The sequence below is a fragment of the Chitinophaga sp. RAB17 genome (assembly GCF_052114225.1).
In the GTDB taxonomy this organism is placed as follows: Bacteria; Bacteroidota; Bacteroidia; order Chitinophagales; family Chitinophagaceae; genus Chitinophaga.
The window spans coordinates 212,916-232,520 of record NZ_JBFREI010000001.1 but is presented as its reverse complement, the minus strand read 5'-3'; the positions used below and the strand labels follow the sequence as shown (position 1 = coordinate 232,520).

Here is a 19,605-nt window from a genome sequence, read left to right as displayed (position 1 = left end):
TAGTTAATTAATGAATGATATAAGTGGTGTCGTTTTTTTGTTGATAGAGATGATGGTTGAGCAAACTCAGTACGGTAATTACTTCCCTGGCTGAGGTTTGTCTTTTTATTAATAGTGTATAATGTTCCTGTTGCACCTGTTTATTATCGGTCAGCAACTGTACGCCATACAATTCCTTTATAGCCAGTTGCACCTCATCAAATCCTGCCTGGGTGAGCTGAATAGCTGATTCCTTCCAGGGGGCTGCTGCCCACAGTGGAACATCGCTGCTGCTGTATTGTCCGTTTGTACTATCTACTGAAATTCTTTTGCCGGCAACTAATACACCTACCGTACTATCTGCATAATGGACTGCAACTTTACCGGTAGCCACCGTAATAATGGAGGGCGTATGTGCTGTCGCTGCCTTTACGCTGAAAGACGTACCAAGCACACGGGTTTGTATAACTCCTTGTTCTACGATGAAGGGATGGGCCACATCTTCTTTTACGTCAAAAAAAACTTCTCCGGACAACAGTTGTATGGTACGGGATTGTTTACCATAGCCGGTGGAGGAGAACTGTAAACGGGAACCTCCTTTTAGCCACGCTGTACTTTTATCTGGTAATGTTAACTGGTATATTTTACCTGCCGGCGCCGTAATTATACTGAGTGCATGATTCGGGTGTTGTTGATGTTGTAATAACCAGGAGCCAGCCAACAGGAACAGCAGTACCGCTGCGGCAGCACTCCATCGCCGCCAGTGAATGTATTTCACCGGCGCAGGCGCCTGTAATGGCAAGGTATCCCGTAATGCCGCTTCCATGGCGGCAGGCATAGGTGCAGGGATATCTTCCCTCCATAATTCGTGCATATAGGTCTCCAGTCCATCCGGATGCTCCAGCAGCCATTGCTGAATGACAATCGTTTCTTCTGCCGAACATGCTCCGTTAATAAACCGCTGTAGTAATTTCTTCTCCATAGCGTTCATATCACGGATGAATCTTACAAAACCGGTAAGGCAAAATTGGAGTTAATAATTTGGTAACATTTGGAACACCTTTAGCGCTGGAATTTTTCGCGGAGAAACCTGAGAGAAAGACTTACCTGTTTTTCTACAGTGTCGGGAGAGATCTGTAATTGTTGGGCTACTGCTTTATGGGAAAGACCTTCCTGTTTAACCAACGTAAATATCTGTCTGCGTTTGGGTGGCAGCTGGTTGATGGCCTGCTGCAGCTGTTGCCATTGTTCACGGTCTGTTTCTACCGCTGCAACAGTGGTATGGGCCTGTTGTTCCAGGAGGTGGATATACAGCTGTTGACTGGCTTTTTTTCTTAAATAATCAATGACGCAATGACGGGCATAAGTGAATAATAAAGGCAATACTTCTTTGTCTTCATGGATATCAGCAATCTTTTGCCATAATCGCAGGTAACATTCCTGGATAATGTCTTTGGTATCTGCCGGGTTACCGGTGAGGTTGGCCACGAAGTAATGAAGCCGGTCTTTGGTAGTAATGAATATTCTTTCAAACTTCAAATAAGCCGCGCCATCATCCGGTGTTGATGAGTCAGTAAGAATAGTATGCGGAGGAATAGGATCCATGATGGCGAATTAACTGCAATACTACTCATCCAATGTTACAGAATTGTTAAGGATGAACGAAGCAGGTGCTACAAGAAAAGTAGGGAGCTGATGATAGTTGAAAACAGGAAGAAGATTTGTTTATATCTTTATATTATGGGAAAAGAAATAGAAAGAAAATACCTGCTGGATCATGAAAAATGGCAGCAGGTAGAGAAGCCGGCCGGAGAACTTTACCGGCAGGGATATCTGCTCACCGATCCTCAGAAAACCATTCGCGTAAGGGCTACACCTTCCAGGGGTTTTATCACCATAAAAGGTATTACTGTAGGCGCCACAAGATCGGAGTATGAGTATGAAATACCGTTGTCGGAAGCTGGTGAATTATTAGATAATTTCGCCGCCGCAGTACTATCGAAAATCAGGTATAAGATAGCATATAAGGATAAAATATGGGAAGTGGATGAATTCCTGGAAGATAATGCCGGATTGATAGTAGCGGAAATTGAATTGGAAAGTGAAGAAGAGGCCTTTGAAATACCTGAATGGATAGGGAAAGAAGTAACAGGAGAGAAGAAATACTATAATGCCAATTTAACGATTACACCGTATAAGGATTGGCCGCAATAGATGGATAGTAAGTCGCCCACACCGAGGTGTGGGCGACGGATTGACTTTATTGTGCCTTCTTTCTTTTTACCAGCAAAAAACATAAGTATAAAAACACTACCCACACCGGGATCAGCGCCACAGGCACTATCATACCGGTAACCCACATCAGCACCAGTATCCCCACCAGGAATACTAGGCATATGTAATTTGACAACGGGTATAAAAAAGAAGGAAATTTCGTTTTTATCTGTGCCGCCTTTTTACTGTTTTTGAATTTAAAATGCACGACTGTAATCATCAGCCAGTTGATAATCAAACACGATACCACCAGCGACATCAATATTTCCAGTGCTTTCTCCGGTATCAGTTTATTTACTACAATACAAATTGCCGCAAACAACCCGGATACCAGGATCGCTTTTACCGGCACATGATTTTTATTGAGTTTTGATAAGAATGCCGGTGCATTTCCCTGGTCGGCCAAACCATACAGCATCCTGCTGTTACTATATACACAGCTGTTGTAAACAGAAAGCGCAGCTGTCAGCACAATCAGGTTCAATACATTCGCAATCAGGCTGGTGAAATAAATTGTTTTGCCCAAAAGCGTGAACTGAAATCCCTTTAAGCTTTCAAAAACCATTACAAAAGGACTGGTTGCTGTGGTAATACTTCTCCAGGGAGATAACGCAAATAGTATGATGAGCGCTCCTACATAAAAAATCAGGATCCGGTATATTACCTGGTTGGTGGCTTTGGGGATGGTTTTCTCCGGTTGATCTGCCTCTGCCGCTGTAATCCCGATGAGCTCCAGCCCTCCGAAAGAAAACATGATCATGGCAATGGCTGCAAATAAACCCTGGAATCCGCCTTTCCCATCGCTGTTCAGCAAGCCTTTGGGGAAAAATCCACCATCGTTCCAGAGGTTTTGTATACTCGCTTGTGTGCCGGCACTGCCGCTGACCAGCAAATAAGTACCAAAAACAATCATCGCAATAATGGCAACGACTTTTACTATTGAAAACCAGAATTCTGCTTCTCCATATACTTTAACAGAACTGAGATTGAGCGCATTAATAGCGATGAAGAAGAACAGGCTGGAACACCACAAAGGAATCTCCGGCCACCAGAAATGGACATACATGCCGATCGCTGTCAATTCAGACATGGCCACCAGGATATACAACACCCAGTAATTCCACCCGGAGGCAAAGCCGGCGAAGGTGCCCCAGTATTTATAGGCAAAGTGACTAAAACTACCGGATACCGGCTCTTCTACCACCATTTCGCCCAACTGCCGCATAATAAAAAAAGCGATGATGCCTGCAAAGGCATAGCCTAGAATAACCGATGGACCTGCCAATACTGCTGCCGGACCTATTCCCAGGAATAAGCCGGTGCCTATGGCTCCGCCAAGGGCTATCAGCTGGATATGCCTGTTTTGTAAGCCTCTCTTCAGCTTTTGTTCTTCCGTTTTTTCGATAGTTGCTTTCAATGTTTAATGCGCTGGATAAGCTTGCAATTTGAGTTAATTTCAGCAAAAATGTAAACATATATTTGTTTGGGGTATCTGACAGTCCCATACAATCCGCATTTGTAGCCTGGTTTCAATAGCCAGGAGTTGCGGTTGCACTTAAATATTCGTATATTTTCAGCCATATAACCCAACGCTGTTGAAAAACCCGAAACAAACCATTGGTACTGTATTCAGCCAGACTATATTTTCTGTGATCACCCGCCTGTTGCTGGGCGTGTGGCTGTTTTTTACGGACCCGGTTTCTGTTACATTCCGCTATCTGCTTGTCATTATATTTTGTATTCCTTTATTGCGGTATGTGCTGCACAAAGCCACCGGTACCACTATGGAAAATGCCTTATCCGGCAGTTTCCCGAAAGGAAATGTGGCGCGGGTGATACTGTGTGGAGCAATGTTTATTGTATACATCTTTGCAATGCCGTATATATTTTCTGTGTATACTTCCTCCTTCCCGGCTTTTTTATTGGCCCTTGTACTACCGGTTGTGGTGGCGTTCCTATTGATCAGCGAAATCATCAAAGGAGGTAATACCATCAATAATGAGCAGTCGTTGATGCTGACGATGGCCTTTTATATACTTCCCTTTCTGGCGGGTATTAACTTTGCATTTGATTTTTCCCGCCCTGAAGTGAAGCAATATTATGTGACCGGCAGAGAAGAATATACGGCAAGTGGTACCTCTGCTCCGGATGAAGGGCCATCCACTTTTTATTATTTGTACCTGCTACCCATGGATAGCGTGAAGGGGCCTCTTCACTGGATAGAAGTGAGTGACTCGCAGAATAAAAACATACTGATGTTCAATGGGAGCGGAGCGGCGACCATAAATTGTATTCGTTATATTGTAGTGAACACGGAAAGAAGATTGAATAGTGTACGGTCGGTCACACCAGGTGTGCCCAATAGTGTAGCCGCTTCTTATCACTGGCAGGTATTTCGCACCAACGACAAGGTGGTCAGGACCGGAATTAAGTACGGGTTATATCAACGTTATGTACCCGGTGACTACCTGTATATCGATGAATATCGTGGCTTGCTTGGGTTTCCGTGGCGCAATTACCGTTGAATGCTTGAAAAATACCTGAGGGAGCAGCTGTATCAGGAGGTTTGCTTTGTTGTTTGATTTGGGAAAGAAGGGAATAGCGATGACCTGTCATTAATGTATAAAATGAAAGGGCTTACCGGAAAGTAAGCCCTTTGTGTTGGCAGCATAATATGTTTCCCACTACTCCCAATCAATCTTATATTTATACACCCAATCAATCCCTTTAATCCCAAACAGCTTAAGGAAAATACTCATCATCATATTCCGTATCCTCGCCTGGAACGGGCTTACTTCCTGCTTGCCAACACCGCGTTTCCTTCCTTCTGCCACAATTTTTTCAACACGACCTTTCCGATCGCCTTCAAATTGAGTAAATACTTTAACATAATCGTCCTTTCCATCCCGGAGTAATTTAGCGAGGTACATGGCGTCTTCCAATGCCATGGAGGCACCTTGCCCCGCGTTGGGACTAACGGCATGTGCGGCATCGCCAATGAGTAATACGCGGCCTTTGTGCCAGGTAGGCAGGGATTGTATATCGCTGATGTTTTGTCTTAATGGACGCTCGGTATGCTTAATCAATGCGGCGGCAGGGCCATGGAAGTCTTTGTAGATAGCGAGCATTTCCTGTTGCAGTTTATCCATGGAAGTATCTCTCAGCGCCGCCTCACTCATGGGTTGGTTCGCATGCAGATTAGACCACCACATGGCGTAGCCCCGATCTACTGCACAATAACCGAAAAAGCCTTTGGCACCGAAGGTGTAGTTCAGACTGCTCAGGTCCTGTTGTGTGAGTTCAGGCACCTTTTCCAGTTTTACGAAACCGCCTACACCCACTACCCCCACAAAGGATGGTTCCAGACCCTGTGGTAAAATATGGCTGCGTGTTATAGAACGAATGCCATCTGCACCAATCAGGATATCCCCGCTGTCGCTGTCGCCGTCTTCGAAGTTAGCCTTTACGCCGATGCTATATTCATTGATGGAGAGGAGGCGTTTATTGTATTTTATCTCAATGCCTGATTTGTTGATTTCATTGGTCAACACTTCATATAAAGTAGCGCGTGACATGCTCACGCCAGGCTGACCATATTTGTTGATATCTCCATAAGGAATACGTGCCAGCACTTTCCCATTTTCACTTCTGAAGCAATGTTCCAGTGTGATGGCACCGCGGGCAGCCAGTTCATCTGCCAGGCCCAGTGCCGCCAGTACGTTCATACCGTTGGGGGCAATGTTCAATCCGCTACCGGCTTCCCCTTTGTAAGCGTATGCTTCGTAGATGGTGCAGGTGATGCCAGCCTTTTTCAGGAATAATGCCAGCGCAAGGCCGGCTACACCGCCACCAATAATAAGTACATGCAGCGATTTGGTATTGTTAATCATAGCAAGGAGTTTATGATGCAAAGCTATCTGTACCCGTGTGCTACAACAACAGGAGGAAGGTAAGTAAAGGGGGATTTGTCGGTGAATGAAAGGATTTTAGCGGTGAAGTTATTGCTGCAGACTTTTCAGGTAAGCCGGATAGTCTGTCCTCATGAGTACTTCATCGGTAGCCCGTTTTGCGAGGATCATATGTAGCATATTGGACGATGCCGTTTCCATGGCATCCACCCTTCTTTTTAATTCATCCAGCCGGAGGTCCCTGCAATAAATAGAGGAGCCAGGCTGCTGCTTCCATGATTGCGCAATATCACCCACGTCAAAAGGGTCAAAACCCAATGCATCTACCAGGGCAAACACCACTTTCTTTCCTGTAGTGCTATCACCTGAAACGGCTAAGGCGACGCGGTGCTTGTCACCTTTGGGTTTGGCCAGATCTGTCAGGCTTTCCACAACAATGGAGTTGAATACTTTCACCACCGGAATACCTAATAGCTCCTGCACCCATAAACTATCTATGCCATGCTGCTCAAGTGCAGGTATAGCACCGTCGCGGAGACTAGGGTAGTAATTCCCGGTATCAATGACTACTACATCATCTGCGAGCTGTTTAAACAGGTTGGGAGGGAGATCCGCTACAGCCTTTTGCGGAATGGTCACAATGATTACCTGCTTGTTTTTGGTGGCTTCTTCTACTGTGACGGCTGCTGCTCCAAGATCCGCCGCCAGCTGTTTTAACGATGCCGGTCCCCGGGAGTTAGCGATCGAAACGGTATGTCCCAGTTTCACCAGTTTTGATGCCAGACAGCTGCCGATAGCGCCTGCGCCGATAATGCCTATGTTCATAACTTAATTTTTTTCGGAAGTTGCTTCAATGAGTAACTTTAAAGTTACTCAAATATATAAGTAACTTTTGAGTTACGCAAATGTTTTTCAATATCTGCAGGCATAGGGGTAAAGACAGGGTAGGGTGTCTTATACTATACATCAACGCATAATGCCAACTATGAGTAACGGGAGCAAGAAAATCAACATCGTTAAGGCTATTGATTTTGAACGTCAATATATGTCGGCAGTACCGCCTGTTTTTAAATCATCCCGAATCCCTATTCAAATTTATGATATACAGGAAACGGCTCGTTTTATTCAAATACCAACGCCTCTCCACCGACCGGACTATAACTTTATTGTTCACCTGACTAACGGACATGCAAAGCAGCAGGTAGATGCAGCAATAAAGTCTATCAGTAAGCATGACATCCTGTTGGTAAAGCAGGGGAACATGACGGCTTTAAAAGAGGTAAGTGCAGATGCCACAGGCCATGTTATCCTATTTGAAGATAGCATCCTTCACCATCTTTTATCGAAGGAGAAATCCATCCACCTTTTTTCGGCAGATGCAGTAATCAGATTATCAGCCGCCACCAGCCAATGGCTGACGCCACTCTTCGGACTACTGTCAAATGAAATGTATAGTGAAAAACCGGACCTCGACATTAGTTACTCTTTGTTTCAGGCGGCGTTAATAAAAATTATTGCTGCAAATAAAACGCATCATCAAACCATCAACCGGAGCAGTGAGGTGGCATTTACTTTTAAGGAATTAGTATATAAATATCATATTGAACATAAATCAGTTTCCTTTTATGTAGATAAATTGTCGGTGTCTGTCAATTACTTAAATCGCTGTATCCAGCAGACAATGGGTACTGCGCCTAAAGAATGGATTAATAAAGTCAGTATCTCTCAAAGTCAGCTGTTGTTGCAAGACTTTACCAGGTGTATTTCCTCGGTAGCATTTGAATTGAATTACGATGATCCCAGCTATTTTGGCCGTCTTTTTAAAAAAGTAACCAGGTTAACACCTTCTGAATACAGAGCTTCACTCATGCAAAATTCGTCCGGGGAAATGTAGATTCTGTTCTAGAAAGAAGGCCTGTTTTCATGTCACCTTTGTGATATCAAATACAATTCAAAAGGAAAACATGAAACAGCTAACACGTCTTTTTTTATTGAGCATCTTATTTTCAAACAATGTTTATTCGCAGTTGATTAAAGACGTTGCAGGTATTGCGGTGACCACGCATGCGGAAACTAAATTTAATGACCTGCCCACCGAAAGTGGCTTCAGGACCAATAAGTTTAAATACAATACCTATGACGCCTGGCTGCCTATACCACCCCTGCATTTTGGTAAGACGTTGATACTCTCTAATATTAATTACCGCTTAATGGATTTTACTATTGATAAAGAAGCTTCACAAAATATTTATCAACTGGATAAAATTCATGAAATTAAAGCCGTGGTAATTGTCAAGCATCCCATCGCTGCAAGGTGGTCGCTTTTAGGTATCATCATCCCAACAGTGGCTACCGATTTTAAGAGCGGCCTTTCATCGCAGGACTTAATCCTGGATGGAATTTACGGAGTCTCCAAAAAGTTTGGCAAACATCAGAATCTGGAAATCGGTCTCGGCGTACATGCCATGTATTCCTTTCAGCAATTCTTAATTACACCAGGTGTATCCATAGACTATAAAAGCAATAATGGTAAATGGGCAGGCCAGTTTTATTGGCCGAGGCTAAATGTGGTGTATAATGTTTCTAAAAATACACAGGTGGGTATCGCCGGCTCCATAGACTGGACCAAATACAACTTAAAGGACTATACAGACTACCAGGGCAAGCAAATTGATTACGCACAGTTTTCATCTATCCATGCCGGCCTCCAATTTAACCAACGTATTTATAAGAATTTCTGGGTGCAACTACAGGGAGGGGTAGGACTGTTTAACAGCTACAAACTATTCAACGCTAACCACGATACCATCCGGAATTTTTCCATCGATAATATGGCTTACGGAAAAGCGATGATCACCTACAGAATTAAATAGACCATGGAGAATATTGATCACATACTGATTTTTAAAACCAACATAAGGCATGCATCAGATAAAAGGAAGCTACAGCCGATACTGGATGCCAACAAGTGCATTGAGCGCTGGAACGTAGACCTGGATGATGTAGACTGTGTGCTGAGGATTGTTTCGTATGAGCTGAAATGTCATCAAATTATCGAGATGATAATGTATCACGGATATGAATGTTGCGAATTAGAGTAAGGAACGGATAGTTTTTGTAAATTAGTTTTTTGATAATAACGTCAAATGAAAACTCCTAAGGAGATAAAATAAGAAAAATCATATACTTAGTAAAGTACTATTACCATTTCCTTTAAATAACCATTATGACATTGAATGACGCGATCATACAAAGCCTCGATGAAATCAAAGTACCTGCCAAATATTTACAGATCTATAATCATATAGTTGCTGCAAAGTATTATGATTTTAAAGATGCTAAAACACCCCCTCAAACAGTATCTGCGTTACTAGGTAATTTCATCCGGAATCGTGACTCGAGGGTAAAAAGAATACCGCTAAAAGGAGGTTCTTTTAGTTATTTTCTAACTAAACATGAATCAGAAATTAGCATAGATGCCCTGGAGGCAATAGAAAATGCTGAAGATGACAAAGGTGGTAAACATAAGATGATTGCTGAAGACCAGGCAACTTATTATAGACGCTTTGAGGAGAGAAGCCTGCACAAGCTGTTAAGTAGCTATCTTAATGGGGTTGGTATAAAGTCAAAAACTATTTTTCATGAGCAGTCAAATTCAAAAGACAGCCATCAGAAATGGATTCACCCTGATATGGTAGGCATTCGTTTTTTGAATTTGCATACGAAGACCAGCCAGGCTTTTTTTAAGGCTATTAATCGCTTAGGAACTTTTGAGTTAACAGCCTACGAGTTGAAAAAAGAAATAAAATCGGACTATGAGCTGAAGAAATGTTTTTTTCAGGCCGTATCTAATTCAAGCTGGGCCAACTTTGGATACCTGGTTGCATTTCAGATTAACGATATTCTCCTGGATGAAATTAAAAGATTGAACCAGTCTTTTGGAATTGGTATTATTCTTTTAAAAGCTAACCCCTTTGAAAGTGAAGTACTATTTCCCGCAAGATATAAGGACCTGGATTTTATCACCATTGATAAGCTTTGCCGGATTAATCCGGATTTTGAGCGATTTATAGAGCAAACAGAGAAGTTGCTTACTGCGAGTGAACGTTACGTTGAGGCACTGGAAAAGGAATTGGTAAGCTTTTGCGATGGCTTTTTTACAAGTGAAACGGATACTGAAAAGTATTGTAAAGAGCAGAATATACCTATTGAAAAGATAATGGAAGATGATCTTGGTGAAAAGGATAGTTAGATCTTTTTTTACGTTGTTCCTTATACCTGTTTTCCCTTTACGAGTAGGCCAGTTTATTGGCTCTTGTATTTTCATTTGGAGAATTTTCTTTATTTTGTAGATTAACTTTTCCCAAATTGAACCTGAACCCTGAACAATTAGCCCGAGAACGAATTGATTCTGAACTGGTTAGGAGTGGATGGGTCATTCAAAATAAATCACGCATCAATCTGAGTGAAGGCATAGGCATTGCCGTTCGTGAATATCAAACTGATGTTGGTCCTGCGGACTATGTACTTTTTGTGAACAAGAAGCCGGTTGGTATCATTGAAGCCAAACGGGCTGAAGAAGGCGTGCATATGTCAATACATGAAGATCAGAGTGAGGGCTACGCCAAAGCGAAATTAAAGTACTGTCAAAATGATCCTCTTCCCTTTGTATACGAAAGCACCGGCGAGGTAACCAAGTTTACCGACCACCGTGACCTAAAACCCCGCTCAAGATCTGTGTTTAGTTTCCATCGACCGGAAACTTTTGCAGAATGGCTCAGGATGGATAAATCCTTAAGAACCCGCTTGCATGATCTACCCGTATTACTGACCGATGGATTGCGGGATTGCCAGATCACAGCTATCAATAACCTGGAAAAATCTTTCAAAGATGCTCGCCCTAAAGCCCTGATACAAATGGCTACCGGCTCAGGGAAGACGTTCACGGCGATCACCTTTGTTTACCGCTTGTTGAAGTATGCCAAGGCTAAACGTATCTTGTTCCTTGTTGATACAAAAAACCTTGGTGAACAGGCAGAGCAGGAATTTATGTCCTATGTACCCAATGATGATAACCGGAAGTTTACGGAGCTATATGGGTTAACCAGGTTGAGAAGTAGCTTTATCCCTTCGGATAACCAGGTGTATATTAGTACCATTCAACGGATGTACTCCATTCTGAAAGGTACAGAACTGGATGAAAATGCGGAAGAACAGAATCCCAATGAAAGGTTTCAGCCCAAAGAGCCATTACCAGTTGTTTACAGTGAGAAAATACCCCCCGAATTTTTTGACTTCATCGTTATTGACGAGTGCCATCGCAGTATTTATAATCTTTGGAAACAGGTACTTGATTACTTTGATGTGTTCCAGGTAGGGTTAACAGCCACGCCGGATAACAGGACATTCGGCTACTTCAAACAAAACCTGGTGAGCGATTATGGGTATGAAAGGGCGGTAATAGATGGTGTGTTGGTACCTTATAATGTATTTACCATACAGACAAAAATCACGAAACAAGGCAGCAAGATCGAGATAGGTGAAAGTGTAGATAAACGGGAACGATTGACTCGGAAGAAATTCTGGGAAGCAGTGGATGAAGATATTGAATATAGTGGCAAGCAATTGGATCGGGATATTGTGAACCCCAGCACTATCCGGACTATTGTTCGTGCAATGAAGGAGAGCCTGCCTACCATATTTCCAGACAGATACGATAAAGAGAATAAATTTGAAGTACCGAAGACATTGATCTTCGCTAAGTCAGACTCTCACGCAGAAGATATCATTGAAATTGTGCGGGAGGAATTTGCAGAAGGGAATAAATTCTGTAAGAAAATAACTTACCGCAGCGAGGAGGATCCGAAAGATGTGCTTGCTCAGTTCCGCAATGGTTACGATCCACGTATTGCCGTTACTGTAGATATGATTGCCACCGGTACTGATATCCGCCCGTTGGAAGTATTGGTATTTATGAGGGATGTTAAAAGCCGGAGTTATTACGAGCAAATGAAAGGCCGTGGTACCCGTACCTGTTCTTTGGAGCAGCTGAAAGCCACTGGTACTCCTTCTGCCAGATATACCAAGGATCATTTCGTGATCATTGATGCCATTGGTGTGGAGCTCTCACAGAAAACGGATAGCCGCCCCCTGGAAAAAAGCCCGGGTGTGAGTTTAAAAGACGTGTTGCAAAATATTGCGATGGGTAACACCAGTGAAGATATGCTGACAACGCTTGCTAACCGCCTGCTCAGGTTGGAAAAGCAGATTAATGATAAAGAAAAAGCTACCTTCGCGGCCCAGGCAAATGGCCAGACGATTAACCAGGTGGTAAGGAAGTTGTTGAATGCTTATGATCCGGATATGATCTGCAGTATTGAGGAACGTACAAACGAAAAGCTGTTGGGAGCCGCCCCTGCAAAGATTGATGCCGCCATTGAAGAAGCGAAACAGCAGGCTATTGAGGAAGCGGTGGCCATCTTTAATAATCCTGATCTTCGGAATTATATTGTGGATGTTCGTAAGAAATATGATCAGGTGATCGATCATATTAACCAGGATGAGGTCACACAAATAGGGTGGGTAAAAGACCAGGATAAGGCAGCGGAATTAACGATTAGTAATTTTACCTCCTGGATAGAGGCACATAAGGAGGAGATTACAGCTTTGGAAATTTTTTATGATCAGCCTTATCGCCGAAGGGAACTGACCTATCAAATGATTAAAGATCTTAGCGAGAAACTGACCGTCGAGCAGCCCTTATTAGCTCCCCTCCATGTATGGCGCGCATTTGAGCAGTTAAAGCAAGCCAACGGAGAGCCGAAAAATGAGTTAATGGCGCTGGTGAGCCTGATCCGAAAAGTAAGTGGTGTTGATACTTCTCTTACCGGTTACGATAAAGTGGTAGATAAAAACTTCCAGACCTGGGTGTTTCAGAAACAGGCAGGTACCACTACCAAGTTTACTGAAGAACAAATGAAGTGGTTACGTATGATAAAGGATTATGTGGCCGCCAGCTTTCACCTGGATAAAGAGGATTTTGAACTGGATCCGTTTAATAAGAATGGTGGACTGGGGAAGATGTGGCAGTTGTTCGGGGAGAAGACGGATGAGATTATTGGGGAGTTGAATGAGGTGTTGGCGGCGTAGCGAATTTTTGATGTAATAGCTAGACTTTTTGTGTAATGCACTATTGATTAAATAGTATTTATGAAATTGAGAATGTATAAGGGTGAAAATATTGGAGAATTACCCGAAGGTTGGATTTCGGTTAAAGTTGGAGAATATGTAACTTCTGTAAAAGGAAAGAAGCCTAAATCCCTTTCCAGTGAAAAGACGAGTCAGAACTCAATACCATATGTAAACATAAAGGCATTTGAGAAAAATATTATTGAGGAATATACTGATGGTATGGGGTGTATTTTGTGTGACGATAAAGATTTTCTTATGGTTTGGGATGGCTCTCGATCTGGTTATGTCGGGAAGGGAGTTAAAGGTGCAGTAGGTAGTACATTGGTAAAGTTGAATTTTAAAGAGATAGAGAATAATTATGCATTCTATTTTCTTCAATCAAAATTTCTTGATTTAAATACAAAAGCAAAGGGTGTTGGTATTCCACATGTTGATCCGAATATTCTTTGGAACTATGATTTGTTACTTCCTCCCAAACCCATTCAGCAAGCTATCGTCTCCAAAATTGAAGAACTCTTCAGTGAGTTGGATAAAGGTGTTGAAAACCTACGTATCGCTCAGCAGCAACTAACAACTTATCGGCAAAGTGTTTTGAAATGGGCGTTTGAAGGAAGGTTGACAAATGATAATGTGAAGGCCGGCAAATTGCCTGAAGGGTGGGGCCATATTCAAATTAAAGATGTGGCAGAGACCTTTGGCGGCTACGCATTTAAAAGCACGGAATTTGAGACTACCGGCAGATACCAGGTAATACGAATGGGAAACGTAAAACAGGGAGTTGTACGCTACCAAGAGAATCCTGTTTTTGTGAATGATGTTGACAAAAATGTTTTAAATCGCACTTTGCTTAAGATAAACGATGTTGTTATCACATTAACAGGGACCAGAAAAAAAAGAGACTATGGATTTACCACTTTGATTCATAAAGATAATCTTCTATTGAATCAAAGAGTAGCCGCTTTGAGATTTGGCAAAACTATTTTGCCAAAATTCTTCCTTTATTTCTCGTGGACGCTCGTTTTTAGAGATCAGTTTTTTTTAAATGAAACTGGAAATGTTGGACAAGGGAATGTCGGAATGAAGGCGGTAACAGAAACATCAATGGTTTATCCTTCAGTCGATGACCAACATAAGGTGGTCCAGGCCATCGAGTCCCGTCTCAGCATCGCTGACAAACTCGAAGAAACCATTGCTAAAAGCCTGCAACAGGCAGAATCATTAAAACAATCCATTCTCAAAAAAGCATTCGAAGGAAAATTAGTTTAACGAGAAATTCATGGCAAAAAAAACAGCAACAATACAAGAAAATAATATAGTAATAGAGAACAAGTCCGTCAATACTTCCAGCATCGTAAGTAAAGTATGGGCGTTCTGCAATACCCTTCGTGATGATGGCGTAGGCTATGGCGACTACCTGGAGCAACTAACCTACCTGCTATTTCTGAAAATGGCAGATGAATACACCCAGCCTCCTCATAACCGGGCAATGCCTATCCCGGCCAAATACAATTGGAAAACATTAACCAACAAAACCGGCGATGACCTGGAAGTTCACTATAATCATCTATTGCGTGAACTGGCAAAAGAAAAAGGTATCCTTGGGCAAATCTTCACCAAAAGCCAGAATAAAATAACTGATCCTGCAAAACTCTACAAGCTTATTGCGCTGATAAACGCAGAGCAATGGGTATTGATGGGAGTGAAGGATAAAGGTGATATTTACGAAGGCCTGCTGGAAAAAAACGCAGAAGATACAAAGAGTGGCGCAGGACAATATTTCACCCCGAGGCCGTTGATTAAAGCTATGGTAGAATGTCTTCGCCCGGAACCAATGAAAACCATCGCGGATCCGGCTTGCGGAACAGGAGGGTTTTTCCTGGCAGCATACGACTGGATGACGGATAATTTGTCATTAGATAAAGGGCAGAAACAATTCCTGAAGTATAAAACTTTCTTCGGAAATGAAATTGTGGCAAGCACCAGGCGGTTAGCCTTAATGAACCTGTTCCTGCACAACATAGGCGACATTGATAGCGAACAAATAATGATTTCTCCAAATGATTCATTGATTGCCGCATCGGAAACCCGCTATGATTATATTCTAGCCAATCCTCCTTTCGGGAAGAAAAGCAGTATGACATTTACCAATGAGGACGGCGAACAGGAAAAAGAAGATCTTACTTACAATCGCCAGGACTTCTGGGTAACTACCAGCAATAAGCAATTGAACTTTGTACAGCATATTAAATCCATGCTGAAAACAACAGGCCTCGCTGCTGTCGTATTGCCGGATAATGTGTTGTTTGAAGGCGGCGCCGGAGAGACCGTCAGAAAAAGATTATTGGAAACGACTGAGCTGCATACTATCCTACGCTTACCGACAGGTATTTTTTATGCCAATGGTGTAAAAGCCAATGTGTTGTTCTTTGATGGTAAAGCTGCCAGCAGGGAAGCACACACAAAAGAAGTATGGGTGTATGATTACAGAACCAATGTCCACCATACGTTAAAAAAGAATCCGCTGAAGCTAGAAGACCTGAGAGATTTTATCACTTGCTATAATCCTCAAAACCGGCATAAGAGAAAGGAAACCTTTAGTGAATCCAATCCAGAGGGTAGATGGCGTAAGTTTTCTTATGAAGAAATTATAGCCAGAGATAAAACCAGCCTGGATATCACATGGTTAAAAGATAAGTCCCTGGCGGACTTGGACAATTTACCAGATCCGGATGAATTGGCAGAAGATATCATTGAGAACCTGGAAGCAGGTCTGGAGAGTTTTAGAGCAATTATCGCGAGTTTAAATGCTGTAAAAAAATAATTAGAAAACAGAAAAGCACTGGTAATAATAAACGGGGTTGAACCTTTGGGTTTAGCCCCGTTTCTCATTACTAAAAATGATCAGGACAAGGAACAACCTGCAAAATCCCCCCTCCATCCTCCCCACAACTACTCTTGCCCAAAATTTCTCCCCAAAACCAACAAAAAAAATGATATATTCATAGCCAACCAAAATCAACTGCTGCTATGAGAAATCCAGTCCTTATTGGATGCCTGACCTTATTCTGCCTGCTCACAAGTGTATTTGCTAACGCCCAGGTGACCACTGCCACGCTGAGCGGTACTATCCAAAGCAGGGAAGGCAAGCCACTCGCCGGAGCCACCGTAAAAATCGAATTTAGGGAAGCCGGTATCACTAAAATTATTATTACCCAAAACAATGGTTCGTTCCAGGTGCCTAATCTTCGCGTTGGAGGCCCTTACAAGGTGTCGGTGACTTTCGTGGGGTATGCGGAGAAGTCAGAGGATAATATTTTCCTCGAGCTGGGACAGAACCGGGCGGTAGACATACAGCTGGACGTCAGCACAGGTAGTTTGTCGGGGATCACTGTTACCGGGCAGTCGAAAATTTTCGACAACCAGCGCACGGGTGCTTCTTCCAATATCAGTTCACGCCAGTTACGGCAGTTGCCGACTATTTCCCGCTCCGCGGATGATTTCACCAGGCTGACACCCTCCGCTTCGTCTACCATCAACGGGACTTCCTTCGCCGGACGTAACGGGCAATACAACAACTATTCACTCGATGGTGCCGTATTCAATAACCCATTCGGACTGGATGCGCCTACACCTGGCGGACAAACGGGTGCACAGCCTATTTCCCTGGATGCTATCGATCAGATACAGGTGAACCTGGCACCTTATGATGTCACGCAGGCGGGATTTACCGGCGCCGGTGTTAATACCGTTACCAAGTCAGGTACCAATACATTTGGTGGTACCGTTTATGGTTTTTATCGCAATCAGGGCATGACCGGTAAAAAAGTAGATGGTAACAAAATCGCTGTGCCTGATCTGACCCAGCTTCAGGCTGGCTTTGCGGTAGGGGGAGCCATCGTCAAAAACAAACTTTTCTATTTCGCCAATTTTGAAACAGAACAAAGGGAAGATGCGGCCAGCAGTTATGTAGCACGTACGGCCACTAACGGCGACAACAATAATACTTCCCGCGTATTGCAATCAGACCTGGAAGATGTAAGTAATATCCTGCGGAGCAAGTTCGGCTATGAAACCGGTCCTTACCAGGGTTTTAATTTGAAACAAAAGAATTACAAATGGCTGGCAAAACTTGACTGGGTGATCAATGAAAATCACAGCCTGTCATTTACCTACAATGGCTTGCAGGCAACAAAAGAAAAACCTGCCCATCCCAATGCTATCCGCGATCGTGGCCCCGATTACCAAACTTTGCAATTTAGGAATTCCGGGTATGAGATCGAAAATAAGCTGCAGTCTTTCGGCGCGGAGTTGAAATCCAGTTTCGGCAACCGTTATGCCAACAAGCTTAGAGCAGTGTACACCACTTTCAAGGATAAAAGAACACCCTTCTCAGCGCCTTTCCCGGTACTGAATATCACCAAGTATGGTACTATGTACATTGTGGCAGGGCACGAACCATTTTCCATTAACAACCGGCTGAACCAGGATGCTTTCCAGGTAACGGACAACTTCAACATTATCCTTCCCAAACATACTATTACTGTGGGAGGATCTTATGAGTCGTTCAAATTCGGGAACTCGTTTAACCTGACGGGCTACGGCGCTACCCTCTTCAGTGATGCAGATATTCAGGTGTTCAAAGACAGCGTCCCGGTGAGCGGCAAATATGTTTTCGGTGCATACCCGCTGGATGTTGATGTGACGGCAGCCAGAGCGGCAGGTGCTGCTGATAAATGGAACTGGTACTATATCACCGTGGCACAGCTATCTACTTACCTGCAGGATGAATGGAAAGCCACCGATAACCTTCGCGTAACCTTCGGCCTCCGGATGGATATTCCGCTGTATATGAATTCTTCCTTCCAGTCACCTGATGGAAAAAAGACTTCTCCTACCATCCCAAATAATGATGACCTGGTACTCTTTGATGAACACGGCGAACCGGTTAAAAACGGACAAGGCAAACAACTGGATAATACCCGGCTGCCTTCTTCCAAGCCTTTGTTCTCCCCGAGGATCGGGTTCAACTGGGACGTAAAGGCAGATAAAAGCTTACAGCTCAGAGGTGGTTCCGGACTTTTTACCGGTCGTTTCCCATTTGTATGGATAGGTAACCAGATCGGCAATCCCACTTCCGGATTTTATTGCGCTACTGACCGCGATTTCAAATGGCCACAGATATGGCGTACCAATGTCGGTGCCGATATCAGGGCCGGAAGGGGAACCATTTTCAGCGTTGATGTAGCCTACTCGAAAGATGTGAACGCCATGATGGTAAGAAACTACAAACTGGGCACACCTACCGGATCGCTGAACAGCGGTATCGGTGATACCCGGAGTGTATACAAAGACACCGACAAGGGTGCTGTCAATGCATATGTTTTCACCAATACGAAAACAGGAGACCAGTTCAATACCAGCTTCACCGTGCAAAAAACCTTTGCCAATAACCTGTTCTTATACGGTGCCTATAATTACCTGGTATCACGCGATGCAAGCTCCATTTCAGCAGAGATCAGCGGCGATGCCTTTGACAGGAATCCCATTCTCAACAATGCCAACGAAGCAAGAAATACACCTTCCCTCTATGGGAATACCCATCGCTTCGTAGTGGCCGCCAGCAAGAAATTCAACTATGGAAAAGGCAAATATGGAACCACCATATCCCTTTTCGGTAACTGGAGCAGCGGTAACCGCTTTGCCTATGTATACGGAGGAGATATGAACAATGACGGCACCAGCAGCAACGATCTGTTGTATGTGCCTAAAAACAGCGAGATCGACAAGATGCAATTTGCGCCTCTTACAGACGTAAATGGCGTGGTGCAGAATGCAGCAGCGCAGAAAGCAGCCTACAAATCATTCATCGAACAAGACCATTACCTCCGGGGCAGGAGAGGAATGTATACAGAAAAATATGCGGGGGTAAGCCCCTGGTTCAGCCAGGTGGATATGCGGGTACTACAGGACTTCTATTTTAAAAGCGGAGAAAAAATCCGGACGGTGCAAATCAGTCTGGATGTAGTTAACCTCGGTAACCTGATCAACAGTAAATGGGGCGTCCGGAAATATGCCTCCAACTCAGGATATTTTCAGCCGATTTCTGTGACAAATGTTGCAAATGGAGTACCCACTTACCAGTTCGATCCTTCTCAGAAAGAAACCTTTATTGCCAGCCCGGACTTGTTAAGCCGCTGGCAAACACAGCTGGGCTTGCGTTTCATATTCTAGCCGTACAAACAGCAATACTATC

Annotated in this window: 14 protein-coding genes; 9 read left to right on the top strand and 5 right to left on the bottom strand. The window is 43.5% G+C overall.

What is annotated here, in order from left to right; all coding sequences use genetic code 11:
• Nucleotides 1-7 precede the first annotated feature (7 nt).
• Both AB4Z08_RS00895 and AB4Z08_RS00890 read right to left on the bottom strand, forming a co-directional pair.
• Nucleotides 8-961, bottom strand: a complete 954-nt coding sequence (locus AB4Z08_RS00895; RefSeq protein ID WP_441571875.1) for a FecR family protein — start codon at nt 959-961, stop codon at nt 8-10.
• A gap of 80 nt (nt 962-1,041) precedes the next feature.
• Nucleotides 1,042-1,584, bottom strand: a complete 543-nt coding sequence (locus AB4Z08_RS00890) for an RNA polymerase sigma factor (RefSeq protein ID WP_441571874.1) — start codon at nt 1,582-1,584, stop codon at nt 1,042-1,044.
• Nucleotides 1,585-1,719: 135 nt separating this feature from the next.
• Here AB4Z08_RS00890 and AB4Z08_RS00885 point away from each other — a divergent pair, with 135 nt between their 5' ends.
• On the top strand, nt 1,720-2,193 hold the full coding sequence (locus AB4Z08_RS00885; protein WP_441571873.1) for a CYTH domain-containing protein: 474 nt from the start codon (nt 1,720-1,722) through the stop codon (nt 2,191-2,193).
• 46 nt (nt 2,194-2,239) lie between these two features.
• On the opposite strand, the gene AB4Z08_RS00880 is transcribed toward AB4Z08_RS00885, so the two are convergent.
• Nucleotides 2,240-3,670: an amino acid permease gene (locus AB4Z08_RS00880; protein ID WP_441571872.1), complete on the bottom strand. Its 1,431-nt coding sequence runs from the start codon at nt 3,668-3,670 to the stop codon at nt 2,240-2,242.
• Nucleotides 3,671-3,848: 178 nt separating this feature from the next.
• Between AB4Z08_RS00880 and AB4Z08_RS00875 the strand changes: the two genes are divergently transcribed.
• The gene (locus AB4Z08_RS00875) at nt 3,849-4,778 is read left to right on the top strand and encodes a hypothetical protein (protein WP_441571871.1); all 930 of its coding nucleotides are present in this window, start codon (nt 3,849-3,851) and stop codon (nt 4,776-4,778) included.
• A gap of 159 nt (nt 4,779-4,937) precedes the next feature.
• Here the strand turns inward: AB4Z08_RS00875 and AB4Z08_RS00870 are convergent, their stop codons facing one another.
• Nucleotides 4,938-6,143: an FAD-dependent oxidoreductase gene (locus AB4Z08_RS00870; protein ID WP_441571870.1), complete on the bottom strand. Its 1,206-nt coding sequence runs from the start codon at nt 6,141-6,143 to the stop codon at nt 4,938-4,940.
• 108 nt (nt 6,144-6,251) lie between these two features.
• The gene (locus AB4Z08_RS00865) at nt 6,252-6,986 is read right to left on the bottom strand and encodes an NADPH-dependent F420 reductase (RefSeq protein WP_441571869.1); all 735 of its coding nucleotides are present in this window, start codon (nt 6,984-6,986) and stop codon (nt 6,252-6,254) included.
• A 160-nt stretch (nt 6,987-7,146) separates the two neighbouring features.
• Here AB4Z08_RS00865 and AB4Z08_RS00860 point away from each other — a divergent pair, with 160 nt between their 5' ends.
• The 7 genes from AB4Z08_RS00860 (at nt 7,147) to AB4Z08_RS00830 (ending at nt 19,583) form a co-directional block, all read left to right on the top strand.
• A complete protein-coding gene (locus tag AB4Z08_RS00860) occupies nt 7,147-8,055 on the top strand; it encodes a helix-turn-helix domain-containing protein (RefSeq protein WP_441571868.1) in 909 nt (302 codons plus the stop codon).
• A 70-nt stretch (nt 8,056-8,125) separates the two neighbouring features.
• On the top strand, nt 8,126-9,034 hold the full coding sequence (locus AB4Z08_RS00855; protein WP_441571867.1) for a DUF6268 family outer membrane beta-barrel protein: 909 nt from the start codon (nt 8,126-8,128) through the stop codon (nt 9,032-9,034).
• A 353-nt stretch (nt 9,035-9,387) separates the two neighbouring features.
• Nucleotides 9,388-10,413: a hypothetical protein gene (locus AB4Z08_RS00850; protein WP_441571866.1), complete on the top strand. Its 1,026-nt coding sequence runs from the start codon at nt 9,388-9,390 to the stop codon at nt 10,411-10,413.
• A 116-nt stretch (nt 10,414-10,529) separates the two neighbouring features.
• Nucleotides 10,530-13,310 (top strand): type I restriction endonuclease subunit R, encoded by a 2,781-nt coding sequence (locus AB4Z08_RS00845; RefSeq protein WP_441571865.1) that lies wholly within the window; start codon nt 10,530-10,532, stop codon nt 13,308-13,310.
• A 60-nt stretch (nt 13,311-13,370) separates the two neighbouring features.
• The gene (locus AB4Z08_RS00840; RefSeq protein ID WP_441571864.1) at nt 13,371-14,618 is read left to right on the top strand and encodes a restriction endonuclease subunit S; all 1,248 of its coding nucleotides are present in this window, start codon (nt 13,371-13,373) and stop codon (nt 14,616-14,618) included.
• A 10-nt stretch (nt 14,619-14,628) separates the two neighbouring features.
• Entirely contained in the window at nt 14,629-16,173 is a 1,545-nt protein-coding gene (locus AB4Z08_RS00835; protein ID WP_441571863.1) for an N-6 DNA methylase, read from the top strand.
• Nucleotides 16,174-16,379: 206 nt separating this feature from the next.
• The gene (locus AB4Z08_RS00830) at nt 16,380-19,583 is read left to right on the top strand and encodes a TonB-dependent receptor (protein WP_441571862.1); all 3,204 of its coding nucleotides are present in this window, start codon (nt 16,380-16,382) and stop codon (nt 19,581-19,583) included.
• The last annotated feature ends 22 nt before the right edge of the window (nt 19,584-19,605 follow it).

Bases quoted from the DNA above. Each gene is read 5' to 3' on its own strand.
- AB4Z08_RS00835 (WP_441571863.1), top strand. From the start codon at position 14,629: ATGGCAAAAAAAACAGCAACAATACAAGAAAATAATATAGTAATAGAG.
- AB4Z08_RS00860 (WP_441571868.1), top strand. From the start codon at position 7,147: ATGAGTAACGGGAGCAAGAAAATCAACATCGTTAAGGCTATTGATTTT.
- AB4Z08_RS00890 (WP_441571874.1), bottom strand. From the start codon at position 1,584: ATGGATCCTATTCCTCCGCATACTATTCTTACTGACTCATCAACACCG.
- AB4Z08_RS00895 (WP_441571875.1), bottom strand. From the start codon at position 961: ATGGAGAAGAAATTACTACAGCGGTTTATTAACGGAGCATGTTCGGCA.
- AB4Z08_RS00865 (WP_441571869.1), bottom strand. From the start codon at position 6,986: ATGAACATAGGCATTATCGGCGCAGGCGCTATCGGCAGCTGTCTGGCA.
- AB4Z08_RS00885 (WP_441571873.1), top strand. From the start codon at position 1,720: ATGGGAAAAGAAATAGAAAGAAAATACCTGCTGGATCATGAAAAATGG.
- AB4Z08_RS00855 (WP_441571867.1), top strand. From the start codon at position 8,126: ATGAAACAGCTAACACGTCTTTTTTTATTGAGCATCTTATTTTCAAAC.
- AB4Z08_RS00850 (WP_441571866.1), top strand. From the start codon at position 9,388: ATGACATTGAATGACGCGATCATACAAAGCCTCGATGAAATCAAAGTA.
- AB4Z08_RS00840 (WP_441571864.1), top strand. From the start codon at position 13,371: ATGAAATTGAGAATGTATAAGGGTGAAAATATTGGAGAATTACCCGAA.
- AB4Z08_RS00830 (WP_441571862.1), top strand. From the start codon at position 16,380: ATGAGAAATCCAGTCCTTATTGGATGCCTGACCTTATTCTGCCTGCTC.
- AB4Z08_RS00870 (WP_441571870.1), bottom strand. From the start codon at position 6,143: ATGATTAACAATACCAAATCGCTGCATGTACTTATTATTGGTGGCGGT.